29 protein-coding genes are annotated in these 24,320 nt (G+C 62.7%); 15 read left to right on the top strand and 14 right to left on the bottom strand.

Annotation, left to right across the window (positions count from 1 at the left end):
- Positions 1-15 precede the first annotated feature (15 nt).
- On the top strand, positions 16-315 hold the full coding sequence (locus ACIQLI_RS13360; RefSeq protein WP_400389540.1) for an iron chaperone: 300 nt from the start codon (positions 16-18) through the stop codon (positions 313-315).
- A 41-nt stretch (positions 316-356) separates the two neighbouring features.
- Here ACIQLI_RS13360 and ACIQLI_RS13355 read toward each other — a convergent pair whose 3' ends face one another.
- Positions 357-566 (bottom strand): hypothetical protein, encoded by a 210-nt coding sequence (locus ACIQLI_RS13355; RefSeq protein ID WP_089597024.1) that lies wholly within the window; start codon positions 564-566, stop codon positions 357-359.
- A 176-nt stretch (positions 567-742) separates the two neighbouring features.
- Here ACIQLI_RS13355 and ACIQLI_RS13350 point away from each other — a divergent pair, with 176 nt between their 5' ends.
- Positions 743-1,660 (top strand): diacylglycerol/lipid kinase family protein, encoded by a 918-nt coding sequence (locus ACIQLI_RS13350; protein ID WP_400389136.1) that lies wholly within the window; start codon positions 743-745, stop codon positions 1,658-1,660.
- 6 nt (positions 1,661-1,666) lie between these two features.
- Here the strand turns inward: ACIQLI_RS13350 and ACIQLI_RS13345 are convergent, their stop codons facing one another.
- Complete coding sequence (locus ACIQLI_RS13345) at positions 1,667-2,575, bottom strand: hypothetical protein (RefSeq protein ID WP_400389133.1); 909 nt, start codon at positions 2,573-2,575, stop codon at positions 1,667-1,669.
- A gap of 203 nt (positions 2,576-2,778) precedes the next feature.
- On the opposite strand from ACIQLI_RS13345, the gene ACIQLI_RS13340 reads away from it, so the two are divergent.
- Both ACIQLI_RS13340 and ACIQLI_RS13335 read left to right on the top strand, forming a co-directional pair.
- Positions 2,779-3,072, top strand: a complete 294-nt coding sequence (locus tag ACIQLI_RS13340; protein WP_354515579.1) for a DUF4287 domain-containing protein — start codon at positions 2,779-2,781, stop codon at positions 3,070-3,072.
- Positions 3,073-3,157: 85 nt separating this feature from the next.
- A complete protein-coding gene (locus tag ACIQLI_RS13335; protein WP_400389131.1) occupies positions 3,158-3,607 on the top strand; it encodes an SRPBCC family protein in 450 nt (149 codons plus the stop codon).
- Here the strand turns inward: ACIQLI_RS13335 and ACIQLI_RS13330 are convergent.
- Positions 3,604-4,557 (bottom strand): hydroxymethylglutaryl-CoA lyase, encoded by a 954-nt coding sequence (locus ACIQLI_RS13330; RefSeq protein ID WP_400389128.1) that lies wholly within the window; start codon positions 4,555-4,557, stop codon positions 3,604-3,606. The two genes, ACIQLI_RS13335 and ACIQLI_RS13330, sit on opposite strands and share 4 nt — an antisense overlap.
- On the bottom strand, positions 4,554-5,804 hold the full coding sequence (locus ACIQLI_RS13325; RefSeq protein WP_400389125.1) for a CaiB/BaiF CoA transferase family protein: 1,251 nt from the start codon (positions 5,802-5,804) through the stop codon (positions 4,554-4,556). Before ACIQLI_RS13325 ends, ACIQLI_RS13330 begins: the two co-directional genes overlap by 4 nt.
- Before the next feature lie 152 nt (positions 5,805-5,956).
- Between ACIQLI_RS13325 and ACIQLI_RS13320 the strand changes: the two genes are divergently transcribed.
- From ACIQLI_RS13320 to ACIQLI_RS13305, 4 genes are all read left to right on the top strand, one after another.
- The gene (locus ACIQLI_RS13320; RefSeq protein WP_400389123.1) at positions 5,957-6,469 is read left to right on the top strand and encodes a GNAT family N-acetyltransferase; all 513 of its coding nucleotides are present in this window, start codon (positions 5,957-5,959) and stop codon (positions 6,467-6,469) included.
- Between the two features lie 63 nt (positions 6,470-6,532).
- Positions 6,533-7,609 carry an alpha/beta hydrolase gene (locus ACIQLI_RS13315; RefSeq protein WP_400389120.1) on the top strand — a complete coding sequence of 359 codons (1,077 nt, stop codon included), beginning with the start codon at positions 6,533-6,535 and terminating at the stop codon, positions 7,607-7,609.
- A gap of 56 nt (positions 7,610-7,665) precedes the next feature.
- On the top strand, positions 7,666-8,625 hold the full coding sequence (locus tag ACIQLI_RS13310; RefSeq protein ID WP_400389117.1) for an alpha/beta hydrolase: 960 nt from the start codon (positions 7,666-7,668) through the stop codon (positions 8,623-8,625).
- Positions 8,626-8,716: 91 nt separating this feature from the next.
- On the top strand, positions 8,717-9,343 hold the full coding sequence (locus tag ACIQLI_RS13305; RefSeq protein WP_400389537.1) for an FMN reductase: 627 nt from the start codon (positions 8,717-8,719) through the stop codon (positions 9,341-9,343).
- On the opposite strand, the gene ACIQLI_RS13300 is transcribed toward ACIQLI_RS13305, so the two are convergent.
- Positions 9,329-9,811 carry a MepB family protein gene (locus ACIQLI_RS13300; RefSeq protein WP_400389114.1) on the bottom strand — a complete coding sequence of 161 codons (483 nt, stop codon included), beginning with the start codon at positions 9,809-9,811 and terminating at the stop codon, positions 9,329-9,331. The genes ACIQLI_RS13305 and ACIQLI_RS13300 overlap by 15 nt on opposite strands.
- Before the next feature lie 103 nt (positions 9,812-9,914).
- Between ACIQLI_RS13300 and ACIQLI_RS13295 the strand changes: the two genes are divergently transcribed.
- A complete protein-coding gene (locus tag ACIQLI_RS13295; RefSeq protein ID WP_400389111.1) occupies positions 9,915-10,271 on the top strand; it encodes a zf-TFIIB domain-containing protein in 357 nt (118 codons plus the stop codon).
- 6 nt (positions 10,272-10,277) lie between these two features.
- Here ACIQLI_RS13295 and ACIQLI_RS13290 read toward each other — a convergent pair whose 3' ends face one another.
- Both ACIQLI_RS13290 and ACIQLI_RS13285 read right to left on the bottom strand, forming a co-directional pair.
- Complete coding sequence (locus tag ACIQLI_RS13290; protein WP_400389108.1) at positions 10,278-10,853, bottom strand: hypothetical protein; 576 nt, start codon at positions 10,851-10,853, stop codon at positions 10,278-10,280.
- 7 nt (positions 10,854-10,860) lie between these two features.
- Positions 10,861-11,334, bottom strand: coding sequence for a hypothetical protein (locus tag ACIQLI_RS13285; protein ID WP_354231653.1), 474 nt, complete (start codon positions 11,332-11,334; stop codon positions 10,861-10,863).
- 596 nt (positions 11,335-11,930) lie between these two features.
- Between ACIQLI_RS13285 and dnaB the strand changes: the two genes are divergently transcribed.
- Both dnaB and ACIQLI_RS13275 read left to right on the top strand, forming a co-directional pair.
- Positions 11,931-13,319, top strand: coding sequence for a replicative DNA helicase (gene dnaB, locus ACIQLI_RS13280; RefSeq protein ID WP_089597011.1), 1,389 nt, complete (start codon positions 11,931-11,933; stop codon positions 13,317-13,319).
- A 95-nt stretch (positions 13,320-13,414) separates the two neighbouring features.
- Positions 13,415-14,143, top strand: coding sequence for a hypothetical protein (locus ACIQLI_RS13275; RefSeq protein WP_354231377.1), 729 nt, complete (start codon positions 13,415-13,417; stop codon positions 14,141-14,143).
- 61 nt (positions 14,144-14,204) lie between these two features.
- Here the strand turns inward: ACIQLI_RS13275 and ACIQLI_RS13270 are convergent, their stop codons facing one another.
- Positions 14,205-14,762 (bottom strand): AAA family ATPase, encoded by a 558-nt coding sequence (locus ACIQLI_RS13270; protein WP_354231375.1) that lies wholly within the window; start codon positions 14,760-14,762, stop codon positions 14,205-14,207.
- Between the two features lie 95 nt (positions 14,763-14,857).
- Here ACIQLI_RS13270 and ACIQLI_RS13265 point away from each other — a divergent pair, with 95 nt between their 5' ends.
- Positions 14,858-15,595 (top strand): VOC family protein, encoded by a 738-nt coding sequence (locus ACIQLI_RS13265; protein WP_400389103.1) that lies wholly within the window; start codon positions 14,858-14,860, stop codon positions 15,593-15,595.
- Positions 15,596-15,611: 16 nt separating this feature from the next.
- On the opposite strand, the gene ACIQLI_RS13260 is transcribed toward ACIQLI_RS13265, so the two are convergent.
- Complete coding sequence (locus ACIQLI_RS13260; protein ID WP_400389101.1) at positions 15,612-16,937, bottom strand: sensor histidine kinase; 1,326 nt, start codon at positions 16,935-16,937, stop codon at positions 15,612-15,614.
- Positions 16,938-16,951: 14 nt separating this feature from the next.
- On the bottom strand, positions 16,952-17,635 hold the full coding sequence (locus ACIQLI_RS13255) for a response regulator transcription factor (RefSeq protein WP_400389098.1): 684 nt from the start codon (positions 17,633-17,635) through the stop codon (positions 16,952-16,954).
- Positions 17,636-17,696: 61 nt separating this feature from the next.
- Here ACIQLI_RS13255 and ACIQLI_RS13250 point away from each other — a divergent pair, with 61 nt between their 5' ends.
- Positions 17,697-18,719, top strand: a complete 1,023-nt coding sequence (locus ACIQLI_RS13250; protein WP_400389095.1) for an endonuclease/exonuclease/phosphatase family protein — start codon at positions 17,697-17,699, stop codon at positions 18,717-18,719.
- A 59-nt stretch (positions 18,720-18,778) separates the two neighbouring features.
- Here ACIQLI_RS13250 and ACIQLI_RS13245 read toward each other — a convergent pair whose 3' ends face one another.
- Positions 18,779-19,753, bottom strand: coding sequence for an acyl-CoA thioesterase (locus tag ACIQLI_RS13245; RefSeq protein ID WP_400389092.1), 975 nt, complete (start codon positions 19,751-19,753; stop codon positions 18,779-18,781).
- Positions 19,754-19,969: 216 nt separating this feature from the next.
- Here ACIQLI_RS13245 and aztD point away from each other — a divergent pair, with 216 nt between their 5' ends.
- Positions 19,970-21,283, top strand: a complete 1,314-nt coding sequence (gene aztD / locus ACIQLI_RS13240; RefSeq protein ID WP_400389089.1) for a zinc metallochaperone AztD — start codon at positions 19,970-19,972, stop codon at positions 21,281-21,283.
- Positions 21,284-21,424: 141 nt separating this feature from the next.
- Here aztD and ACIQLI_RS13235 read toward each other — a convergent pair whose 3' ends face one another.
- From ACIQLI_RS13235 to ACIQLI_RS13225, 3 genes are all read right to left on the bottom strand, one after another.
- Positions 21,425-21,859, bottom strand: coding sequence for a DoxX family protein (locus ACIQLI_RS13235; protein ID WP_354231362.1), 435 nt, complete (start codon positions 21,857-21,859; stop codon positions 21,425-21,427).
- A 67-nt stretch (positions 21,860-21,926) separates the two neighbouring features.
- Positions 21,927-22,337 carry a GNAT family N-acetyltransferase gene (locus ACIQLI_RS13230; RefSeq protein WP_400389086.1) on the bottom strand — a complete coding sequence of 137 codons (411 nt, stop codon included), beginning with the start codon at positions 22,335-22,337 and terminating at the stop codon, positions 21,927-21,929.
- Positions 22,334-22,933, bottom strand: coding sequence for an antibiotic biosynthesis monooxygenase (locus ACIQLI_RS13225; protein ID WP_400389083.1), 600 nt, complete (start codon positions 22,931-22,933; stop codon positions 22,334-22,336). The genes ACIQLI_RS13230 and ACIQLI_RS13225 overlap by 4 nt, the downstream gene beginning before the upstream one ends.
- A gap of 41 nt (positions 22,934-22,974) precedes the next feature.
- On the opposite strand from ACIQLI_RS13225, the gene ACIQLI_RS13220 reads away from it, so the two are divergent.
- Positions 22,975-24,315: an MATE family efflux transporter gene (locus tag ACIQLI_RS13220; protein WP_400389080.1), complete on the top strand. Its 1,341-nt coding sequence runs from the start codon at positions 22,975-22,977 to the stop codon at positions 24,313-24,315.
- The last annotated feature ends 5 nt before the right edge of the window (positions 24,316-24,320 follow it).

Below are 24,320 nucleotides of genomic sequence, written 5' to 3'. Positions count from 1 at the left end.
GGCTGACATACTCAGCTGATCCTCAAGGAAATCCGCAGGAGCATTCACGCAGCAGTTCCCGATGCCGGCGAGATGATCAGCTATGACATTCCCACAGTCACCATTGATGGGCATTATGTGGTGTATTTCGCTGCCTGGGCACACCACATTTCGGTGTATCCGGTCCCTCGTGGAGACGAAACTCTGAACAACGAGTTGGAGCAGTATCTGTCCGGGAAAGGAACCCTGAAGTTTCCTTTGACCAAACCAATCCCGTACCAACTGATCAGCAGGGTTGCTGGCCAGCTCGCGGCGGAAAGACGACGGAAACACTGATGCGTGATTTCGCCGGCCCATGCAGCAATGCCTTAGGGGAATCAGAGCAGTGAACGCGCCTCAAGATCTTCCATGGCCCACGTGAGGATCTTCAGGTCAAAGGGATCCCGCTCCTGGATGCCAAAGAGGTAGGCGTCGAAATCCCATGGCCTGGCGTTCCCGCCGTTGGCCCAATACCAAGCCCATAAATCGTCCAGGGTGATCTCATGCTCCATGACCAGTGATCGGGCCGTCTGGCGTGAGTCTTCCATGAACCTTTCCCGACTCCTGACACAGCACTAAACTGCATCAGGCTGATTGAGGTGGATCCTGCTTCTTAACGTGCATTTTCATGCTTGCACGTTCAGGGCTCATCCGAAACCCCAGCGGCTTTGCGAATACTATGGGAACTTCCGAGGGAAACTACCGCCTGAAGAGGGACCTCGCAATGAATCAGGAGCACACTGTGGATTCTGCCCGGACCTTTGAGTCGATCGTCATCATTTTCAACCCCAACAGCACGGGGGATGCGCCTGAGTTGGCGCAGCAGTTGCATGACCGGCTGAAGGAGCTCCTCTCCTACCAGCCTGAGATCATCCTCCAGCCCACCGAGCACGCCGGACACGCCGTCGATCTGGCGAGGGAAGCGGCCGGCAGGGGCGGAGACGTCCTGGTGGTGTCCGTCAGCGGCGATGGCGGCTACAACGAGGTGGTTAATGGTGTGATGCAGGCCGGGAACCCCAGGGCTGTCTGTGCAGTCAGGGCTGCCGGAAACGCCAACGACCATAGCAGGATCATGGCGACGAAACCGTTGGAAGAAGCCATCGCGGAAGGCCATGTTCACAACATTGACCTTCTCCGCATCCATACGGGCCAAAAAGAGAATGAGCCCCTCGAATACGCGCATTCCTACATCGGATTCGGCTTGACCCCGGTGGTGGCCACTGAACTCGAAAAGGGCAGTAAAGGTGCCCTGACGGAAATGGTCACCGTGATCCAGACGTTTTCCAAGTTCGAGCCCTTTGGTATTCGCACGGCTGACGGGAAGCGCCGGAAGTTCGACAGCCTCGTCTTCGCCAACATCAATGAAATGGCCAAGTACGCCACGCTCAGTGAAGCGGCAAACCACCCATCCGACGGGAAATTCGAGGTCATCACTTTCCCGCACATGCCCAAGTGGCGCGTTCTCCTGACTGCGCTCAAGGCCACCACGCAGGGCTTGGGTGACCAACCGAGCATGAGCAAGTACGAATTCACCACGCTCAAGCCGCTGCCGTATCAAATGGATGGCGAGGTGAAGAGCGTTGAAGCGAACGTCAAGGTCACAGTGGAGTGCGCTCCCCGCGCCCTGGCCACTCTCGGCTAGGCGCGCTTAGCCCGCAGTGGCGCAGGCGGCGGTGACGAAGTCGTAGATCCGGCCGCGGAGCTCGTTCGACGCTGCGATCTTCACCGACCCCTGCCGTTCTCCCACTGTGATCCTTAATGGCAGGAGTGTCCCCACCTTGTCCTCGGCGACAGCATGTGGGTCGCAGCGCGCAGGTCTGATGCGCAAGGCCAAATCGCGTGTGGAGTCACCGGGTGCGATGGTGACGTTCCGAGGCCAGGGATCAGAGGGAGCCTCCACCAGAAGAGTGGTTCCGTCGATCGATTCAATGGTGAGGCTTTTTGCCGATCCACCCGGCGTGGCTGGCGTAATGACAAGGCGCACGACGGCGGTGCGACCGTCCGCTGCCACCTCAAGTGCGGGGTCCAGAACTATGGCGGAGACGGCGGCGACTTCTGTTGCGAGGCACAGCTCGCCGGCGTTTCTGGTCAGGACACCGAAGGGATCGGAAGCGTCGGTGATCCCCTCCGCGGGTTCTTTGCCCGGTGCTGCGTAAGTGATTCTGGCGTTGAGTTCCGGTGACGCATCCCCTGATGTTTCGCAGGCGGCCGCGGGCAAGATTGCGGGAAGGCTTTTTGGCTGACGGGGTGGCAACTCCAGGCCGCCTTCCGACGGCTCCCAGGAAATGTCATCGGCAAATAGCGTGGACCGCAGCCGGGCGGCGGTCACCGTCAGGGGAGCGTCCGTGGTGTTGGTGAGCTGCAGCAGGATGGCCTGCTTGCCATATTGGTCCCGGGACTGGTTGACCTCAACGGCGATAGGGCCTGATCTTCCGCTGGAGGGATCCGAAACGGAGCCGCCGTCACCGGTTCCGCCGGAGTCGCACGCGGCCAAAAGGGGCATAGTCACAGCGATGGCCATACCCACAACAAAAGGAGGCCACCGTCGGCTCATCATGCGATCAGTGTAGGGGCGCCGGCAAGCAGCCCGGTACCCGCGCAGGACACCGCCGCGTTAATGCTGAGCTGACGCTTTCACGGCCCTACCTCAGCGAGTCGTACATCGAAGCCCCGCATACCGGGGGCTTGGCGGCGGTACGATGTGGCTCACGCAGACTCCGCAGTCCTGTCCCTGAAATCTACAACGAAAAGGTGACGTCGATGTCATTCCAGGCTTATCTCGATGCCATTGAAGACAAGACCGGCCTCACTCCGAGGAAATTGGTTGAAATCGCCGAATCCAAGGGCTTCAGTGACCCTTCGGTGAAGGCCGGGACCATCCTTGAATGGCTCAAAGCCGACTATGAACTTGGGCGCGGCCATGGAATGGCGCTGGTGCACGTCATTAAGAAGGGCCCACAGATCGACAGCAAGCACGTGGGCTCGGACGGCACGCACCGGGACGAGTCGGACATGCTCTGGCTGGACGGCAAGGCCAGCAAGCCACAGCCGTGACTGGGAGCGGCCTATGGCGGGCAATCAATAAGCATGCTTAGCTTGAGCTCATTGCCTTGGCCGCATCTGCTGAGAAAGGGTCCACATGTCCACCGTCACGCAGTTGTTCAGGTCCCCCGCCGGCGACGTCTGGGAAGTCATTGAGGACGGGTGGCTCTATTCCGGCTGGGTGGTGGGTGCTTCACGGATCCGCGCCGTCGACGACCAGTGGCCGCAGGTGGGTTCCAAGCTGCATCATTCCGTGGGGTCGTGGCCCTTTCTGATCGATGACAGCAGCAGGGTCACAGCTGTGGAACCTGGCAGAAAGCTGGAAATCCTCGCCAAGGGCTGGCCTCTGGGTGAAGCCAGAATCCTGATCACCTTGGAAGACCTTGGCGGTTCCCAGTGCCGGGTGTCCATCGCCGAAGACGCCGTTCGCGGCCCGGGGAAGCTGATCCCCAAGGCGCTGCGGGACCCCGTGATAGCAGTGCGGAACCGCGAGACGCTCAAGCGTCTGGAACTTATGGCTGTGGGCGGAGCGGGCAAGAAGAGCTAGGAGGCAGGCATAACCCAGTCAAAAGCCTCGGCCTTGGACCGCGCTCCTTGAGCTGCCTTGGAGCGGTTCGGTTCACCCAGTTCCGCCAGCAGCTTCTCCGAAAGCACCACAAGTTCGCCGAAAACGTCCGGAGTCAGCCATTCAGGGCGGGTTGCAAAAAGAATGTCTTCACTGGACGTATTGCCGCTGGCGCCGGGCGCGAAGGGGCAGCCGCCCAGTCCACCAAGGGCACCATCCACCATCGCGGCTCCGGCCTGGATGGCGGCGAGTGTGTTTGCTACACCCAAACCCCAGGTGTCGTGGCCGTGATAGACGATCCTGCGTGCAGGGGACTCGTCCCGAACCCGGGAGATGAGACGGGCGACCTGCGCTGGAACGGCCTGCCCCAAGGTGTCGCAGATGACGATGTCCGTAGTGCCCTCAGCCCGGGGGTCGTTGGCGATGGAAAGGATGCGCTCCTCGGGAACGTAACCCTCGAAGGGGCAGGTAAAGGACGTAGCGATGCACAGCTGGATGTGGCCGTTCACTGCGCGGGTGTACTCGACAGCCTCGGGCAAAGCGGCCAGGCTCTCATCAGTGGTCCGACCGATATTGGCCTTGTTGTGGGAATCCGAGGCGGACAAGCAGTACTGGAAGTTCCGTGCTCCGGCGGCTGATGCTTTGGCGACGTGACCGGGGGTGGCCACCCAGATCCAGCACCTTTCCAGTTCCTCGGGGGTGAGGGCCTGGACCACTTCCAGGGTGTTGGCCATGGTGGGGACCAGGTCTGCGCGGGCCATGGAGCCCAGCTCAATGGCGGGCACTCCCAGTCGGAGCAGCTCCCGCACCGTCTCGATCTTCTGCTCTGCAGGCAGCAGTTTGCCGGTCAGCTGGAGCCCGTCGCGCAGCGTGACGTCCCGCAGGATGACATTGCCAAGCGTTGAAGCCAAGGGGCTTTCGAAGCGGTTCATGGTCGGAGGGCCTCCTCGCGGCCGGAAGCCGCATTGATCTGTGCGGCGTCCATGTCCAGGAGCCCGCCAAGGATTTCTTGCGTATTTTCGCCCAGGTCCGGTCCCAGGTTGCGGATGGGCAGGGACTGGGCCCCGATCACCGGAACAATGCCCGGGAAGCCCACGCCGGGGAGGATTTCCTCGCCGGTGGACACGTCGAACTCCTGGATCATGTTGCGGGCGGCATACTGGCTGTCCGTGCTGATGTCTGCGGCGGTATAGATGGGTCCGGCCGGAACCCCCGCGGCCTCAAGGGCGGCCAGCGCTTCAGTACCTGAAAGCGTCGCTGCCCACTCGCCGATCGCCTGATCCAGCTCCTCACGTTGGGCCCAGCGCCCGGCATTCGTTTGCAGCGAAGGGTCCTCAGCGAGGTCGGGGCGCCCGATGGTCTGCATGTACCGCTGGTAAATGGAGTCACCGTTGCCTGCCACCACAATGCTCGCACCGTCCTTGCATACGTACGCGTTGGAGGGAGCGATGCCCTCCATCCGGCCGCCCACGCGCTGCCGGTCCACGCCGTAAGCCTGGTAGTCAGGGATCAGCGATTCCATCATCGAGAACATTGCCTCGTTCAGCGCAACGTCGATGATGCGCTCGGTGAGCGGAACGGCGCCGGCCGAGTCCCGGCGTCGTGCTTCACGCTGGTACAGGCTCATCATGGAGCCGAAGGCGGCGTACAGGCCCGCGATTGAGTCGCCTATGGAGACGCCAACGCGAACGGGAGCGCGATCCGGGTCGCCCACCAGGTTGCGGAACCCGCCGTAGGCTTCGGCGACGGCGGCAAAACCGGGCCGCTCAGACAGCGGCCCCGTCTGCCCGAAGGCGGAGATGCGAGTGACGATGAGGTCGGGGTTCACTTCGTTGAGGACCTCCGGTCCCAGACCCCACTTTTCCAGCGTCCCGGGCCGGAAGTTCTCCAGGAGGATGTCGCACTTGGCCACCAGCTCCAGCACTGCCTGCTTGCCCGCCTTGGTGCGGAGATCCAGGACCACGGACTTCTTGTTGCGGTTCAGCGTGCGGTACAGCATGGACGTGGTGCCCTTGTGCAGGCGCCAGTTGCGCAGTTCGTCGCCTGTGCCGGGCCGCTCCACCTTGATGACCTCGGCTCCGAAGTCGGCCAGCAGCCTGCCGGCCGTGGGTGCGGCGATGTAGTTGCCGAGTTCCAGGACCCGGACGCCGTCCAGAGGAGCGATGGTGTGGTGTGTCATGGGCTTCTTTCGTGCGGGCGCGGGACTGTGTTGCGGGGCCTGGCAGAACAGCCGGCCCATGGCCTGGGTCCCGACGCGAGGGCTCCATTACCTATCCCATATTATGGGCTGCAACTCATAATGAAAGTCTTTTGCTCAAATAGACTGAGCCGGTGTACTTCACTATCAGGCCCGCCCGCCCGGCCGATGTACAGGTCATCCTCGCCACGGACATCGTCACTGGGCGGACATCGCCCAGTGACGCTGAGCGATTCGCTGCGGGCATCAGCGCCGCGGTCGCGGACCCCGCCCGTCTCGTCGTGGTGGCCGAAGCGCATGATGACGCCAACGCGGAAGGTGGGTCCGGCGTCGTGGGTTGGGCCAAAACGCATCACTGGGACTATGCGGACGGCCCCGCGCCGGCCGGGCAATACCTGGGTGGCGTCACCGTGCGGCCTGAATTCCGGCGCAGGGGCCTGGCGGCTCAGCTGACTGAGGCCCGTCTCCACTGGATGTGGGAGCGGGCGGAGTTCGCTTGGTATGTGGTCAATGCGGGCAACGAGGCGTCGCTGGCGTTGCACCGAAGATGGGGCTTTCGGGAGGTCGCGCGTGGCGCCCGTTTTCACACCGTAGCGTTCGACGGCGGCGAAGGAGTGCTGCTGTCAGCGGCACGGCCGCAGTGCTGACGTCGGCAAACGCCGCGGCTGCCTTAGCATAGTCCACAGGTGCGCCGACCGGGGGAGTGTGTGATGGGACCGTTGGAATCGATCCAAAGAAGCGCGGACAAGAGCCAATCAGCAGGCGCGGGGTCACGTTCGCGTCCTCCGAGAGCACGGTCGTCGCGGCTTAAGAAGCTGGACGTTGCGATTCTTCTGGTCCTGATCGTCCTTCTGGCGCTGTCCGCTACCCCGTGGCCATCCGCGATGCTGATCCGCAGTGTTTTTGAGCGTGGGGCGCAGGCGACCATTGACGAGATGACCCCTTACGTGCCGGATGCGCCACTGCAAACCCAGGCCGGCGTGGTGTACAAGCCCGGGTCCACTTTTGATGTTTTCAGCCCTGAGGGGACCACCGCGCCGCTGCCGACAGTGGTGTGGATTCATGGGGGTGCCTGGATTTCCGGGGCGCAGCGCGACGTGAATCCGTATCTCCAGATCATCGCCGCCGAGGGTTACACCACCATCGGCATGAGCTATCCGATCGCCCCCGAAGCCACCTATCCCACTGCCGTGCGTGACATTAACGACGCCCTTGCCTACATCAAGGCCCATGCGGCCGAACTGAACGTGGACACCAGCCGTATTGTGCTGGCCGGTGACTCTGCCGGGGCCCAGCTTGCGAGCCAGATGACCACGCTCACCGTAAACCCCGAGTACGCCAATCTGATGGGGATCCAGCCGGCCCTTCAAAAGTCGGAGCTGGCCGCCACCATCCTGCACTGCGGTGTCTACGATCTCCGGGCCATGGCTGACCTCAGCGGCATCGTGGCGTGGGGATTCAAGACCTCCCTTTGGGCGTACACAGGCACCAAGGACTGGTCCGCTACCTACGCCGGGGCCACCATGTCCACCATCGACTTTGTCACCGACGACTTCCCGCCGACGTTCATCAGCGGCGGCAACGGCGACGGGCTCACCTGGCTCCAGTCCGTGCCCTACAGCAACCGCCTCAAGGATGTCGGCGTTCCGGTGACCGAGCTGTTCTGGCCCGCCACCCATGAGCCGGAACTGCCGCACGAATACCAGTTCCACCTGAACTTCGACGAAGCCCGGGAAGCGCGGGACAAGACGTTCGCCTTCCTGTCCACGCACGCCCCGCGGCGCTGATCGTCCGCTCTTCTGGGAAGCGCAAAGTATCTCCATGATGGAACTATTATGGAAGCATGACCTCCTCCCCTGATGTCTCGTCCGTCACACGCAGGCCAGTGCTCTTCTGGGCCTCTGCCCTGTGTGTTGCCGCCTTGGTCCTGGCGCCCCTGTGGATGCTGCTTGGGAATCCCGCCGTCCTGCGCGGACACCCGCTGCTGCCTGCGCTGTTGGTGACTGCCGTCGTCGTCGGACTTCTTTGGGCTGTTCTGCTGTGGCGCCGCCGCCGCGTGTCCCGCAAGCGCACAGCGCTGAGGGCTGCAGGTGCATGGGTGGGGCGCGTGGCTGTGCTGGCCTTGGTGGCCATGCTGGTGTGGCTGAATCCCTTCGCCTACCAACAAGGCGCGGTAGCGGCCGGATCGTCTCCCTCGGCCTCGGTGATTGAAGAGCCGACGGCGATTGTGATGAGGCCCGACGGCGCGCCGGTCAGCAAAGGGCTGGTCTTCTACCCCGGCGCCCGGGTTGAGGCGCGGGCGTATGCGGACATCCTCAAGCCGGCCGTGGATGCCGGGGTCCTTGTGGTGATCCTCAAGGCACCCCTCAATCTCAGCTTGTTGGACGGAAGCCAGGCCCGTGGCGTCATGGAGGCCCATCCGGAAATTTCCACATGGACTGTTGGGGGTCATTCCCTGGGTGGGGTCAGTGCGAGTTCATTTGCCCTGTCCAACCAGGACGTGGACGGCCTGCTGCTGTACGCCTCCTACCCGCTGGACTCCATGCGCGACCGCGCGGGGCTGAAGGTCCTCTCCATCTCAGGCTCGGAGGACGGGCTCAGTACGCCGGAGAAGATCAACGCCTCCCGCGAACTGCTGCCCTCGGACGCCGCATTTGTGGAGGTTCAGGGCGGTAACCACGCGTTCTTCGGGGACTACGGACCGCAGCCCGGCGACGGCGAACCTACCGTGGACCGCGACGCTGCCCAGGACCAGATCGCATCCGCCACGGTTGCCTTCTTGACGGGGATCAACGGGAGCTAAGGCCCGCCGGGAATAGTTCCGGGTATACGCCTGTTCATTGATTTAGATGCAAACGCATGTAAGCTGGATGAACAAGCAACAGGAGAATGCCATGGAAACCCGCCGCATCACCGTCCTTTCCGCCGGACTCGGCGTCCCGTCGTCGAGCCGCCTGCTGGCCGATCAGCTGGCCGCCTCCGCCGAGCGGCAGTTGCGGGCTGCAGGGTACGACGTGAAGATCGACACCGTTGAACTGCGCGATCTTGCCGTGGACATCGCCAACAACTTTGTCACCGGCTATGCGGCGCCGCGCCTCGCGGAGGTGATTGCCGGCGTCGACGATTCCGACGCCATCATCGCCGTCAGCCCCGTCTTCAGCGCCTCCTACAGTGGTTTGTTCAAGTCCTTCATCGACGTGCTGGACCCGAAGTCGCTGGACGGCAAGGCTGTCCTGCTGGGCGCCACAGGCGGCACAGACCGCCACCAGATGGTCCTCGATTACGCCATGCGCCCACTGTTCACCTACCTGCGCACCAGGATTGCCGCTACGGGCGTTTTCGCGGGGCCGCAGGACTGGGGAAATACCGACGACGGCGGCTCGCCCCTTTCGGCGCGCGTTGACCGCGCTGCGGGTGAACTGGTGCAGTTGCTCAGCGGACCGCAGCCGAACCGCAAGCCCGAAGCCCTTGAATCACTGCCGTTCGAACAGCTGTTGGCAGGTATTTCAGCGGGTCGGTAGCCCGCGATCAGGGGAGTAGTGGAAATACCGGCTTTGCCACGCCTGGGTCTTCCGTGCCTGGGGGTTGGCGGTTTCGGACCACGGAGGATAGACGCGGAACCCGCGCTTCCCGCCTCTTCCATTGAGGGAACTGATGCCGTGAGTGACCAAGGCGGACCGGGGAAAGACGAAATGTCCGGAGTTTTCCGCTTCCCGGACGGAGATCACCAAAGTGTCGGCATCGTTGGCTTCCGGGTGGTCCGCAGGGAACGGTTCCGTACCTCCGGCAGCTGACCGACGCCACACCGCAACGAAGAGGCCCACCTTGGTAGGCGTCACCTTGCCCACCCGGAAACGGATCATTGCGGTCCCACAGGTGGACGTTGCGGCGCCATACTCAGTGTTGTCCGACTCGGAAACGGGAAGGGAGCATATCTGCCCCAGGAGGTTCACCAGCCGGTGGGCTTGAAGGACATCGGGATGAAGCATCCGATCAGTATGCACGTGGTGCTGGACGCTTGGTGAATCCCACCGCTTGGTTGGCCCGAACTTTTTCACGCGGCTGATCGTTGGGGCAACCATGAAGTGTCCTGTGGATTCCATTGACCTGGTGATGAGCGAACGAAGCGGCGTGGAGATTGATTACTGCCCGCAATGCAGGGGTGTGTGGCTGGACCGTGGGGAGCTGGACAAGATCATTGATCGCGTCGCAGCAGAAACCATCCCTGCTCCCTCCCGGCCGGCGGCTGCGCCGTCCCAGCCACCCGTCGCGCCGCCACCCCTCTACAATCCGTTTGAGTCCCGACCGCAGCAGCCGCGCTATGACGACAGGGACAGGCGTGACTACGACCGGCGGGACGGCGATCGGCGCGAAGGCTACGATCGCGATGGGCACGGCCGTAAGCGCAAGAAAAAAGAGGGCTTCCTTGGAGACCTGTTCGACTTCTAGGTTTTCCTAGTCGTCCAACAGCTCAATAAACTCGCGGGCCTGTTTGATGGTGATGTCTGAGTGGCGCGTCAACGCGATCGCGGCGCCCTCGACATCTCCACTTTTGGCGAGCGTCCGTATTCGTCCGTAGATCTCATCGTTGAGCATGTTGCTGCTCACTTCCCGCGTTACCTCGCCTTTGCTGACAATCGCCCTGTAACGGTAGGGAAAGCGCTCGGGCTCGTCATCGTCATCCGCCAGCAGATCCTTGGCGGCTGGCTCCGGCGTGAAAGGCTGCGGGTGGGCGGCCAAGGCGCCTACAGCTTCACGCGAGGCACGCAGGCCTTCGCCAGTGGCCTGCAAGTAGAGCTTGATCGCTGCCATGCCCTGTCCGCGGGCGATCAGTGAGTAAAGCTGGCGGTGTTGCTCCTGGTTGAGCTTGGCGGCAGACTCCCTGGCCAGATCCACGGGATCCTTCGGGGCGTTCGCGGCAGCGACGCCCGCTGTGGTTTCAGCGGAACGCTTGGTGAAAGAGCGAATAAGCAGGAGCACTCCCGCAATGACCGCAACGAGGATCAGGAGCGGGATGAGGATGGAATCCATGGCGTTGTCAGAGCCGATCTACGTAGTTCTTGGCGGTAAGCAGGTCCGAGTGGGTGGCCTGGCGCAGAACCTTGATGGCCTCGATCTTCTTCCCGCTGCGGACCAGGTTTTGGAGCTCGAGCGCAAGCTGCGGGTTCAGTTGGCCATTGGGAAGGACGGCGGGCTGGTGTCCGGTCTGGCCGGCAGCATGTGAACGGGCGGCCTGGGCCTGGATAGCGGACCTGGAGTTCTCCGCCTGTTCCCGGTGGCTTGCCTCATTCTGGCTCGGCTTGGTAGTGGCCTCGATCCGGGCGCGCAGGGCCAGCGCCTCCTGGACTTGGGACGCTTGGTGCGCAGCCGAACGGGCCGCCAGTTCACGTTGATACCTCTCCGCGTCGGAGACGCCGGTATCCCGCGGTTTGAAGGCCGCCGTGAGTGCCCACAACAGGCCAACGAGGACTAGAAGCGGAAGGGCAAGCGTCAACACGTCACCAAAGTTCATCCCCATGCTTAGAGCTTATGCCAGAACTTGGTTATCCACAGCACATTCCACTTCCGGCATAGGCTTCTGAGACAGTGGTGTCAAATTTGGGGCCGGTTTGTAAGATGCATCACATTTGCGGCATGTTTGGGGTTCATTCCACCCTCCATGAGGCTCGGAGGAGCGGGGCGTCTGTGGATGAAATTGCGCCGAATCTTTCTTTGGTCCACAGCTTGTGATCAACGTTTCCGCAGGTCAGACGCCAATTTCCCGTAAAAGAATTTCTCTATCCACAGGGTAACGCACAGTCTGTGCACAACGTGGGGCTGGTATTCCACAGGTTTTCCACAGGGGGTGTCAGGCGCCTGCTGTAACGTGTCTGGAGTGTCCATTTCGGATGCGAATATCCCTTGTTGAGTTTCCCGGACGCTGCTCAAGCCCACCATTTGCAGCGGGCGTGGGGAATCGACTGTGGATAACTTGTGGATACGGAATGCTATTTTGTCGGCCCTCCCTGACATCGTCAGAGACACCGGGCGGACTTCGTCACCACACACTGCGGTTTACGGGCCGCCGGGGAGTAAATCTCTGCAGCGGTACACAAATGGAGGACGGCTTTGTCAGTTACGCACTTGGACTCAATCGAGGGCACACGCGCTTCGGACTCGAGCCGGAAACCTCCCCAGGACATCCCTGCTGAACAGTCGGTACTTGGCGGCATGATGCTGTCCAAGGACGCGATCGCGGATGTCGTCGAGATCGTCCGTGGGCACGACTTCTACCGTCCGGCCCACGAGACCATCTATGAGTCCATCATTGACCTCTACGGTCGTGGCGAGCCCGCCGACGCCGTCACCGTCTCGGATGAACTGACCAAGCGCGGAGAAATCAACAGGATTGGCGGCCCCGCCTACCTCCACGAGCTCATCCAGACCGTACCAACCGCGGCAAACGCCGGCTACTACGCCGAGATTGTTGCCGAGCGTGCTGTCCTTCGCCGCCTTGTTAACGCCGGCACCAAGATCGTCCAGATGGGCTACGGCCAGGACGGCGAAGTGGAAGACCTTGTCAACCAGGCCCAGGCCGAGGTCTACGCTGTGGCGGAAAAGCGCACTGCAGAGGACTACGTGGCGTTGAAGGACGTCATGGAATCCACCGTGGACGAGATCGAAGCTTCCGGTCACCGCGGCGAAGGCATGACCGGTGTTCCCACTGGCTTCTACGAGCTGGACGAACTGACGCACGGACTCCACCCCGGCCAGATGATCGTCATTGCAGCGCGTCCTGCCGTGGGTAAGTCCACGTTCGCGCTGGACTTCGCCCGTTCCGCCGCCATCAAGAACAACCTGGCTACAGTCATGTTCTCCTTGGAAATGGGCCGGAACGAGATTGCCATGCGTCTTCTCTCCGCAGAGGCCACTATTGGTCTGCAAGACCTCCGTAAGGGCACCATCAAGGACGAGCAATGGTCCAAGATCGCCACCACCATGGGTCGCATGAACGATGCTCCGCTGTTCATCGATGACAGCCCCAACATGTCCCTCATGGAGATCCGGGCCAAGTGCCGCCGCCTGAAGCAGCAGCACGACCTCAAACTGGTCATCCTCGACTACCTTCAGCTCATGAGCTCCGGCAAAAAGGTTGAATCGCGCCAGCAGGAAGTTTCCGAGTTCTCCCGTGCGCTTAAGCTGCTGGCCAAGGAGCTCCAGGTTCCCGTCATCGCCCTGTCGCAGCTGAACCGTGGTTCCGAGCAGCGCCAGGACAAGCGCCCCATGGTGTCCGACCTCCGTGAATCCGGCTCCATCGAGCAGGACGCCGACATGGTCATCCTGTTGCACCGTGAAGACGTCTACGACAAAGAATCCCCCCGCGCCGGCGAAGCGGACATCCTCATTGCCAAGCACCGTAACGGTCCCACCAAGGACATCGTTGTTGCTTTCCAGGGCCACTACTCGCGTTTTGCCAATATGGCAGGCGATGCAGGCGCCGGTGGAGGAGGCTTCTAGGCCGCCCGGTCCTGGTTCCCGCGCAGGCACCCCTTGGCGGTAGTGTGGTCCGTGCCCCGCGTGCGCGGGAATTTCTAAAGTTATTGGGGAAACACATGAAGAAGCATTTGCTGCCCGGAATCGGGGCAACGGCATTGATGGTTGTGGCATTGACTGCGTGCGGTGGGTCTACGGCATCTCCCGAACCAACGTCGTCGCAATCCAGCGGGGCGGCCACTCCCACGCCGACGCCCGTGAAGCAGTACACCAACGAAGAGCTCATTGGCCTCGTCGGAAAGATTACATTGAGCGACGGCACCAGCCCCGCTGTACTTTCCGGCAAGGAGTTGCTGGGTCAATTTGATTCGGTGGCAAAGGGTTTCGAAGAGGCCACCATTGAACCAGCGGCGTGCGATGACCCGATCCTGCTTGGTGCCCCACGGGCCATCGACGGTTCCACGACGGCGGGCACAGCCCGCACAAAAGCCGGTGGGTTCATCAGCAACGTATCCATGACCTCCGGTGTCGATGGTGCGCGGCTCCAGAAGGACCTGGATACAAGCAAGGCCCAGGCCGAGCAGTGCAAAAAAGTGGCCTACTCCGCTGAAGGGGATACCCTCACCACCTCCACCGAGAAGGTCGAAGGCATGGGCAGCGTACCCGGAACAGCGGGTTTCAAGACCGTGATGGTCCTCCCCGATGGAAGAACAGGCGCCATCTACACGGCACATGCCATCAAGGATGGTGTCCTGATCTCCGCCACGGCTTCCGCCAATGACGGCGCAGCCGGCGGCCCGGAAGCTGTCGGTGCCCTCATGGACCAGGCAGCAGCGCTGATCAAGTAGTTCCCGTCAGCTCAAGGCCGCACGTGCAGGATTCTTTCCCGGCTGTGCGGCCTTCGGCTGCCTATCGAGCAGCCGGCGCCAGCGCCTCCACCACAAGCTGGTAGGTCTCCTCGATGTGGTCCCTGCGGCTCGGGATCACGGTGGCAGTCGGACGGGCCTCAAGGCCGCTGGTGAGGTCCTGGTACATCGACTCCAACAGCCGCGGCCCTCCGCCTTGTTCCACGATGGCGGTGACACTCGCATGCCAGGGATCATCGCTGTCCGTGCGGGAATAGAACCTTTCAACGGATGCCTCGCGCGTGTCCATGAGGACAATTTCCCTGAGGCTGGCTCCGGCCCCTTCAGCGGCCTCCCGGAACAGCAGGACTTCAGCCCCGGCGTCGAGATATTGCGGCATGATCACAGTGTGTCCGGCTGCCAGATGGGTGGTGGCCATGCTGAGCGCGATCGGGCGGACCAAGGTTCCTGCGGTCTGGAAGTCTTTCTCCCAGCCTCCGATCAAGCAGCGAACTTTATCCACATCCAGGTTGAGGACGCCGGGATGGCGATCCGCATATAGTCCGGCGAGAGTCGATTTCCCGATTCCGGGTGGACCGTTCAGGAGGATCAGTTCGTTCATGGAGGACACCGTAGGACATGAACGTCGGGATCCATGCCTTGGTCAGGACGTTGCCGGCCGCGACATTGCCTTGGCTCGGTATAAGGTAGGGCGTCATGGCCCTGCGACTTGTTCAAGTGAACTTCAAAGCCCGGGATGACTCTGCTCTCGGGAAGTTTTGGGCTGACGCCCTCGGATGGGGTATTTCCAGCGAGGGACCCGGTGTGACCAACGTTGAACCCGTGGGCTTCACATGGCCGGACCCCTCAGCCGTCTGCGTTGACGTCGTGGCAGTTCCGGACCCGGAAACGGTGAAATACCGGGTGCATCTCGATCTGGCTACCACCTCTGCTGCCCATCAGGCGGAGCTGGTTGCGCGACTCAAGGAGCTCGGCGCGACTCCGGCCGACATAGGCCAAGGAGAGGTGCCATGGGAGGTGCTGGAAGATCCCGAGGGCAACCTGTTCTGCGTCCTGGAACCCCGCCCGATCTACCAGGACACCGGACCCATTGCCACCGTGGTGGTCAACTGCGCAGATCCGAGGGCCATGGCCAGCTTCTGGAGCGGGGCGATGGACTGGACCCTCCACGAGGTGACGGACGAACACGCCAGGCTGCGTTCGTCCACGGGAGTCGGACCATATCTGGAGTTGCTGCGCACGACGGACCCCGACTCGCTGCGGAGCCGTATCCATCTCGACCTGATGCCCTACTCCGGTGACGATCAAACGGCTGAGGTTGACCGGCTGCATACGCTGGGTGCCGTTGACGCCGACGTCGGACAAGGAGACGCGTCGTGGCGGTGCCTCGCCGATCCTGAGGGCAACGAATTCTGCGTGCTACGACCAGGATGACGGACAGGCGGGGTGTCTAGCTGCCTTCGGCCAACGGCAAGGTAAGGCTGAAGTGTGCCCCGCTTGGGCTCGGATGCGCTTTTGCCATGCCATTGTGGGCAATGGCTACGTTGTGGACCACGGCGAGGCCCACACCGGATCCCGCCACGCTGCGGGCACTGCTGGAACGATAAAACCTGTCAAAGACACGGTCCAGATCCTCCGACGGAATACCCGGCCCCGTATCCCGCACGTCAAGAGTGACACCTCCTTTTGAAGCGGTGAGGGCTACCCGGACCTGGCCCGGCTCGGGCGTGAATTTGCCGGCGTTGTCCAGCAGATTAGTGATGGCGCGGGCCAGCCTGACGCGTTCTCCAGGCACGAGGAGAGGTCCGCCGGGTCCTTCCAGGGACCAAGCTACCCCGGGATAACGCCGTTCTGCATTGCCCATGCAGAAGAGAACTAGTTCGTTGAGATCAACTTCCTCGATGAAGGAAGGGGACTCCTTGTTTCGGGCCAGGTCGATCAGGTCCTCGATGAGGGACTGCATTGCTATCAGTTCGTGCTCCAGGGCCCCGGTAATGCGTTCTTTGCTGCCCTGGGGAAGCTCGGGGTTCCTGAGCATGGCTGCGTTGGTCCGCAGCGACGTCAGGGGAGTCCGCAGTTCATGGGAGGCATCGGCAATCAGCTGCTCCTGCTGGTGGCGGGATTGTTCCAATTCGCTCAGCATCGTATTGAAGGCGTTGCTGAGCCGGTTGATCTCAGTGGTTGTGCTGTGAGGGATCCTGATGTCAGTGTTGCCGGTTTGGGCGATACTCTCGGCTACGGCCGTGAGCCGATCTACAGGACGTAGTCCGCGTCGTGCCGCTATGTAGGCAGTGCCTGCGGCCACCACCAGGGCGCCCAACACTGTTGCCGCGAGCAGCCAACTGAGTCGCTCGAAGGACGCCAGCACCCTGTCGTCCCTGACACCCACTACCAACGCTCGCTGATCCGGCAGAGGCCTGACATACACGCGGATGGGGTCGTCGCCGATGGCCGCTTCCGTGAAGAAGGCCGCACTCTTGCCGGACGCCACCTCCCGCATCTGACCGGTGATGGGCAATGCCGGCCCGGCACCGGCGTCCGGGTCTTCGCTGGGAGTCGGCGCCACGAGTTGGGCACAGGCAGGCGAACGGACCCAGGTGCACTGCGAAAAGCCTTGCCAGTTGGGATCGGTCTGGATCAGCTGGATGATGCGATCCGATTCACGCCTCAGGGAGAGATCCTCGTTCTTGCGCAATTCGTGACCCACAAAGACGTACACCAGTACTGCGAACACTGAAACAGTGAGGGTGATGGCCGCTGCGATGACCAGCGTCATCCTCAGCCGCAGCGTCACGACGCAGCCAGCCGGTATCCGACGCCGCGAACGGTCTGGATGATCCGTGGTTCACCCTCGGCTTCGAGTTTTCGTCGCAGGTAGCTGATGTAGACCTCCAATGAATTGGAGGCCGGCGTCATTGCATATCCCCACACGGCGTCGCTGATCTGGCCTCGGCTGAGTGCCTGCTCAGGGTTTTCCGCGAGGACGCAAAGAATGGCGTATTCGGTGCTGCTGAGGTCAATCCACCGTCCGTTTTGCCTCACGGCGTGGGCCTCGGGCACCAATTCCAAATCGTCGTATCCAGCGGGACTGGCCGGAAGGTGGGTTGTCCGGCGCGCCATGGCCCTCAGACGCGCCAGCAGCTCATTCGGGTCAAACGGTTTCGAAAGGTAGTCGTCCGCCCCGGCATCCAAACCCGCAACGCAGTCGGCCACATCGCTGCGGGCCGTGAGCAAGAGGATCGGAACTGCATTGCCGGCTGCCCGGAGCATTTGGCAGAGACCGAGTCCGTCCATCCCCGGCATCACAACGTCCGCCACCAGCAGGTCGGGGGACGTTGCGGCCACCCTTTCGAGAGCTTCCCGGCCGTCAGCTGCCGACTCAACCTGGTAGCCGGCCGCTTCAAGCAGGGACTGCAGGGAGCTCCTGATGTCCGGATCGTCGTCGACGACCAGGACTGTTATGGGCTCCTTCATGGCCCCAGCATAGTTTGCGCGGCTTCAGAATCCTTTAAGTTCAATTCTGAACCATGGGTCTATGGAAAAGGACATCGGAACCACCTTCGCAACCGCCGCGCAGCGAGGTCTGCTCACGTCGCGGCGGCGTCGTCCCCGTGTCAGGGACTGGGTTGTGGGCATCTCTGCCGGGGCAATGATTGCTTTGATCTTCGGCCACAGACTGGTGCCGGAGGCTCACGGGATAGCGCTCGCCATCGAGAGCTTCCTTCCATGGCTGGGGGTGGTCATAGCTGCCCTTTTGATCGTGGCGGTTCTCTCGAAAGCGTGGGCTGGCTCCATCCCTGCGGCGGCCGCTCTGGTTTCCTGGTGCGTGGTCTTCCTGCCAGTCATGACGACGGGCACCGCACCTGCTCCCGCTCCAGGCGCCTCGGAGGCGGCAGCCAACGGATGGAGCGTGGCCACGCAGAACCTCCGCGCCGGAAATCCGGAGGCCGAGGCTGCGGTGGAAAAGGTGATCCAGTCCGGTGCCGCCGTCGTTGTCCTTCAGGAGCTCACCGGGCCAGCCCTGGAACGGATTGCCCCGTTGATGGACCGGACGTTCGGGTATCGGCAGGTAGCCGGGACGGTGGGAGTGTGGAGCCGGTTTCCCCTGAGCCAAGGCAGGCCCCTGACTTTGGGCCTTGGCTGGTCCCGCGCCATGAGTGTTCAGGTGGAGTCGCCGGACGGCCCTGTCCAGCTCTATGCCGTGCATCTGCCCTCGGTCCGACCCGGTGAAGTGCGCAGTCGGAACGCCGGGCTCGCCAAGCTCAGCAGGCTGGTGGAGGCGGATCCGTCGTCGCGGCTCTTGGTGGTCGGAGACTTCAATACGGCGAACACAGACCGCTCTTTTGGTCCACTGCTGGGGATACTCGACGACGCCCGGGCCGGCTTCGGTTTCACCTGGCCGGCCAGCCTCCCGGCCACCCGACCGGACCACATTCTGTTCCGCGGATTCACCCTTTCTGGCGCCTCCGTCATCAAGACTCCGGGCACCGACCATCTGGCAGCGATGGCATGGCTGCAGCCGGGGCCAGCCCGGCCGACGGTGAGCCTTCATCGATGACGGACAGCTCACGCGCACTTCGACACTCAGGGCGAGCCGGCTCCCTTAGTTGCGCGACCTTAGTTGCCCGGCGCCGTCAGCAGGTGATCCGGCAGCCGGTTTCCCGGGGCCCGACCACGGATTTCCAGCAGTTCGCGGGCGTGGGCGTGTAGCTTCCTGTCTTCCTCGGAGACTGGTACCCAGGACGGAATCGGCACGGCAGTGCCGGTTTCATCGCGTGCCACCATCACCGTGAGGCAATACGTCGTCAGGTTCATTTCGCGGTTCTTGGGATCCCCGGAGCGGACGTGGACCGCGATGTGCATGCCCTTGGCGCCGGTGTAGACGAGACGGGCTTCCACCTCTACGACGTGACCGATCAGCAGGGGCCGGTAGAAACGCACGCCACCGGAGAATACGGCCACTGTGTCCTTCCCGGCGTACCGGGAGGCGCACACATACGCGGCTTCGTCGATCCACTTCATGACGATGCCGCCGTGGACCTTGCCGCCCCAGTTCACATCAGTGGGGGACGCCATGAACCGCAGGACGACGCGTTCGGCGGTCCCGGCGTCGGTATATTCCTGGGCGTTCATAGCATTGACGATCTGCTCGCGGACCTCGATGCGCGCCAGAGCATGGTCGCGTTGCTCGATCTCTTCAGGCGTAGTCGGCTCGAACTGGGGGACGGGAATCGGCTTGCCGTCGGGTCCCACCGCCACAAAGATCACCATGCACTGACTGTGCATCGTCTCAGGGCCGCCCTTGGGATCGCGTGAGCTGACCACGGTGTGGATGTGCATGGAGGAGCGGCCGGTGTAGACGATGGTGGACGTTACCTCCACCATGTCGCCGCTGTTGACCGGATCAGTGAAGTGGATGTTGCCCACATAAGCGGTGACACAATACGACTTCGACCAGCCCACTGCTGCAGCGTAGGCTGCCTTATCCACCCACTCAAGGACCGTGCCGGCGTCGACTGACCCGCTGTGTCCGATGTCCATGGGAGCCGCGAGGAAGCGGAGGGTCACTGAATTGGCGGCGTCATCGCTCATGCTTGGAATCTTACTGTTGGCAGGTTTCTGTTACGTGACTAAGTCGGCTCCAGGGGGATGAACGGGTCACGTGCGCTGGATGCCAAGGGTAGCGATGAGATCCTCGTGCAGCTCGAACCAAACGCGGTGGAACGAATCGCGGTCCGTAGTTGTCAACCAAGCCGCTACCTGACCGGCCGAGTTGCACCATAAATGAGAATCAATATCATTTAACACATGCCTCATCACCCCACCCCCGTGTCCCCTGTCCGCACCCCGCGCAAAACCAGGCTTCGCGCACAGCCGATTGCTGCCGTCGGGCTCTCTGCCCTCCTGCTGACAGCATGCGCCGCCCCTGGTGGTTCAGCCGGCAACGCAATCGACGCAACACCCCACGCCACCTCCTCACCCAGCGCAAAGGAGGCCGGGGCGCCCACTCCCCGGCTCGTTTACACCCACGACGCCGGCATTTCCGTCCTGGACGCTACCTCGCTTGAACAGGTGGGAAGTGCGGAAATGTCCGGTTTCAACAGGCTTAACCCGGCCGGCGATGGCCGGCACGTTTTCGTATCCACCGGCGACTCCTTCCGCCTCTTCGACGCAGGCGCCTGGACGGAGCCGCACGGTGATCACAGCCACCACTATGTGGCTGAGCCCAAGCTGACTGAGTTGGCGTTTGCGGCAGACAAGGCCGGTCACGTGGTGTTGCACGGAGACAAGACTGTGCTCTTCAATGATGGTTCCGGGAAGGTGGAGAGCTTCGAAACCTCTGCGCTGGCCGCTGCCGTTGAGGACGGAAAGCTGCCTGCGACAGAGGTCTACACCACGCCCGAGGCGCATCACGGTGTGGCTGTGGAGCTGGAAGACGGCAAGCTCCTGGTGACACTCGGTAACGAGGAGGGGCGCTCGGGCATCGCGGTGCTGTCGGCGGGCAAGGGCCAGGAACGCACGGAAGTGGTGCGCAATGAAGACTGCCCCGGAGTTCACGGCGAAGCCGTAGCCGCCAATGAAGCCGTAGTGGTCGGCTGCGAAAACGGAATGCTCATCTATAAGGACGGCGCCATCACCAAGGTCGCCAGCCCTGACGCCTACGGCCGGATGGGAAACCAGGCGGGCTCCGAAAGGTCGCCTGTCATTCTCGGTGACTACAAAGTGGATAAGGCTGCCGAGCTCGAACGGCCCACGCGGATCTCCCTGGTCAACACTGAGACGGCCAGCCTGCAGTTGGTGGATATCGGCACCAGTTACTCCTTCCGCTCGCTCGGCCGTGGGCCCGCCGGTGAGGCGCTGGTGCTTGGCACGGATGGCGGACTGCGCGTGATCGACCCCCTGACCGGGGCCGTCACGTCGACAATCCCGGTGGTTGGGGCTTGGGAGGAATCCACAACGTGGCAGGACCCGCGGCCGACACTCTTTGTCCAAGGCTCGACGGCGTTCGTCACCGAGCCGGCGACGCGCACCATTCATGCGGTGGACTTGAAGACCGGCAAGGTGGCGAAGTCGGCGCAGCTCGAGCACGTTCCGAACGAGCTCACCGGCGTCAAGGGCTAGCCCCTCCCGCCCCCCGATCCTCTCTCACATCCCGCTGCTTAAACGCCAACGGTCTCTCACTTTTCTGAAGGAAGTGAGAGACCGTTGGCGTATAGGGGCTGTTATGTGAGAGGGGGTCGGTGGGGGTTGGTGCGGGTCTGACTAGGCCAGGACACGGAGTTTTGATCCGGAGCGACCGAACAGTGCTGCGTCGGCGGAGATTTTGCCTGCGCCGGCCAGCGCGAGGGCAAGAGCGGCCCCGGCGAAGAGCAGCACCAGCTCGTAGCCGCCATTGCCGACGAAGACGCCGGCCGGTGCGTGCACCAGGAAGAGCGCGCCGAGCATATTGACGGCCAGGAGCGCTGCGAACACGCGGGTAAGAAGCCCGATGATCAGCGCGATGCCGCCCACGAGCTCCAGGGTTGCCACAATCGGGGCTACTGTCGAAGCGCCCGGGACGCCCATCTGGGCGAAGGAGGCCTGGGTGCCGGCAATGGTGAATTCGTTGAACTTCTGCCAACCGTGCGCGGCGAAGAGAAATCCTGCAATAACGCGCAGGATGGTCAGGGCTGTGGTGGTTAAGCTGGACTTGTTCATGCTTCAACCCTTCCGGAGATAAGTTGAAGTGTCAACTAATCGTGGCTTTTTATGACCAAACTCCCAGCTACCTGACTTCGCGACGCTCAAGGTAGCGCGCATCCGGTTCTGCAAAACCGAACTGCTGGTACAGTCCATGTGCATCGCTGGTGTGCAGCATCCAGCGGAAGTTGGCCCCCGGCCCGGCGTCGATCATTTCCCGGACAATGGCCTTGCCCAGCGACTGGCCGCGCGCGGATTCCTGGACGTAAACGTCGGCCAGGTAAGCGATGGCGACGCCGTCGGAGAACGCCCGGGCGTAACCCACCATGGCGCCGGTGCGGGAATCGTAGGCGCCCACGATCCGCCAAGCGTTGTCCAACTGTGCCTCAACATCGGCGCGAGTGCGCCAGGTACCCCAGTAGACGTTGGTGGAGAGTTCATTCCAGAGCCAATCGCGATCAACGCGGTCCTTGTCGGCGGACAGAACGTATTTCATCGCGCAGTCCCCTTGGTCCTGGCCGGGCGGGCGCGGCGGGGCTTCGCCTGAAGCCACGGCTGCAGCAGCCGGGTGGTGATCGGCAGGAAAATGTACGTCATCAACGGCGTGAGGATCACGATGTTGAGGAGGACCCCGAACACCAACGGCCAGTCCTGCGTCAACGGATGCAGCAGGAAATTGGCCAGCAAGCTCAACGGAAAGAACGGCAGGAAGATGCTGATGGCCTGCTTCCAGCGCGGCGGCACCACCGTTTCGGGCACCACCACCGACACGTCGCCGGGCCGTGAGAACCAACCTTCAATCCCCGTGTGGCGTTCCACGCGGGTGGTCTCCATCATGTCCCTGGCGCTGTCAATCCACCAACGCCGTTCCTCGGAGTCCTCCCACTCCTGCAGCGACTCTGCGTCTGAGAAGCGGTAAAGCATGTGCCATTCGGTGGAATCCACCCCATTGCGAACCCACCCCGATCCCAAATATCCGGGCCATTCGCGGGCGAGTTCCTGGCCGGCGTGGGCCCACGCATTGGCTTGGCGGGTGTAGCCCGGGAGGATGGTGCGGGCGACGGAAACGGTGACGGGATGCTCATGTGACACGGCCCAAATGTACCCGGCCCGCGGCGGACTAGTCTGGTTTAGTGCCTCAAACCACAACCACTCCCACCCGTTCCAACGCCCGCGAGATCCTCCGCCTGGCCGTCCCCGCATTCGGCGCGCTCATTGCTGAGCCCCTGTTCCTGCTGGCCGACTCCGCAATCGTCGGGCATCTGGGCGTCGACCAGCTGGCCGGTGTGGGGCTCGCGTCCACCATCCTGCACACCGCAGTTGGCCTCATGGTCTTCCTCGCGTATTCAACGACGCCGGCGGTCGCCAGGGCGATCGGCGACGGGAAGTTGGGCAAGGCTTTGGCGGCAGGGCGCGACGGCGTGTGGCTGGCGCTGCTGCTGGGCCTGGTCCTCGCGGTGGTTGGCTTTGTGGCGGCCGAGCCCTTGGTGGGGTTCATGGGAGCGACAGGAGACGTGCAGCAATTCGCCGTCGATTATCTGCGCTGGTCCATGCCGGGCCTGGCCGCGATGCTCCTCATTTTTGCCGGCACGGGTGTTCTTCGCGGACTCCAGGACACCCGGACGCCGCTTGTCGTGGCAACCGCGGGCTTCGCCGTGAACATCGCCCTCAATCTGTTCTTCGTCTACGGTCTGAACCTCTCGGTAGCCGGCTCGGCGATCGGCACGAGCATTGCGCAGTGGGCCATGGCGGCGGTCTATTTGGTGATGGTCAGCCGCAACGCCCGGCAACACGGTGTGTCCTTGAAGCCCGACTGGCATGGCATCCGGGCCATGACCAAGGTGGGTTCGTGGCTCATGTTGCGCACCGTGAGTCTCCGCCTCGCCATCCTCGCCACTGTTCTGGTCGTCACTGCCCAAGGGGCCGTGAACCTGGCCGCGCACCAGTTGGCCATGACTATTTTCTCGTTCCTCGCGTTCGCCCTGGATGCCCTGGCCATTGCCGCGCAAGCCCTGATCGGCAAGGAACTCGGCGCCAGGAACGCCCAACGCGTCCGTGAATTGACCCGCACCATGATCCGCTGGGGCCTGGGCTTCGGTGTGATCACCGGTCTACTCCTTGCCATTGCTGCCCCGTGGGCCGGATACCTCTTCACTCCCGACGCCGGTGTCCGCTCCGCCCTCACCGTCGCCCTCTGGGTCCTGGCGGTCGGGCAGCCGTTGGCGGGCTATGTCTTCGTCCTGGACGGAGTCCTCATCGGCGCCGGCGACGCGCGCTATCTGGCGATTGCCGGCGTCGTCAACCTGGTGGTCTACCTGCCGCTGTTGGTGGCCATCCACCAGTTAAGGCCCGACGGCGAGGCGGGGCTCCTCTGGTTGTGGGCCGCGTTTGCGCTGGGTTACATGCTGGCCCGCGGGGTGACTTTGGGGCTACGTGCACGCACGGATCGGTGGATGGTGCTGGGTTCGCACTAAACTGG

The sequence above is a fragment of the Paenarthrobacter sp. NPDC091669 genome (genome assembly GCF_044756725.1).
In the GTDB taxonomy this organism is placed as follows: domain Bacteria; phylum Actinomycetota; class Actinomycetes; order Actinomycetales; family Micrococcaceae; genus Arthrobacter; species Arthrobacter bambusae_C.
The sequence above is the reverse complement of the archived record's forward strand: the minus strand, read 5'-3'. Positions and strand labels throughout refer to the sequence as shown.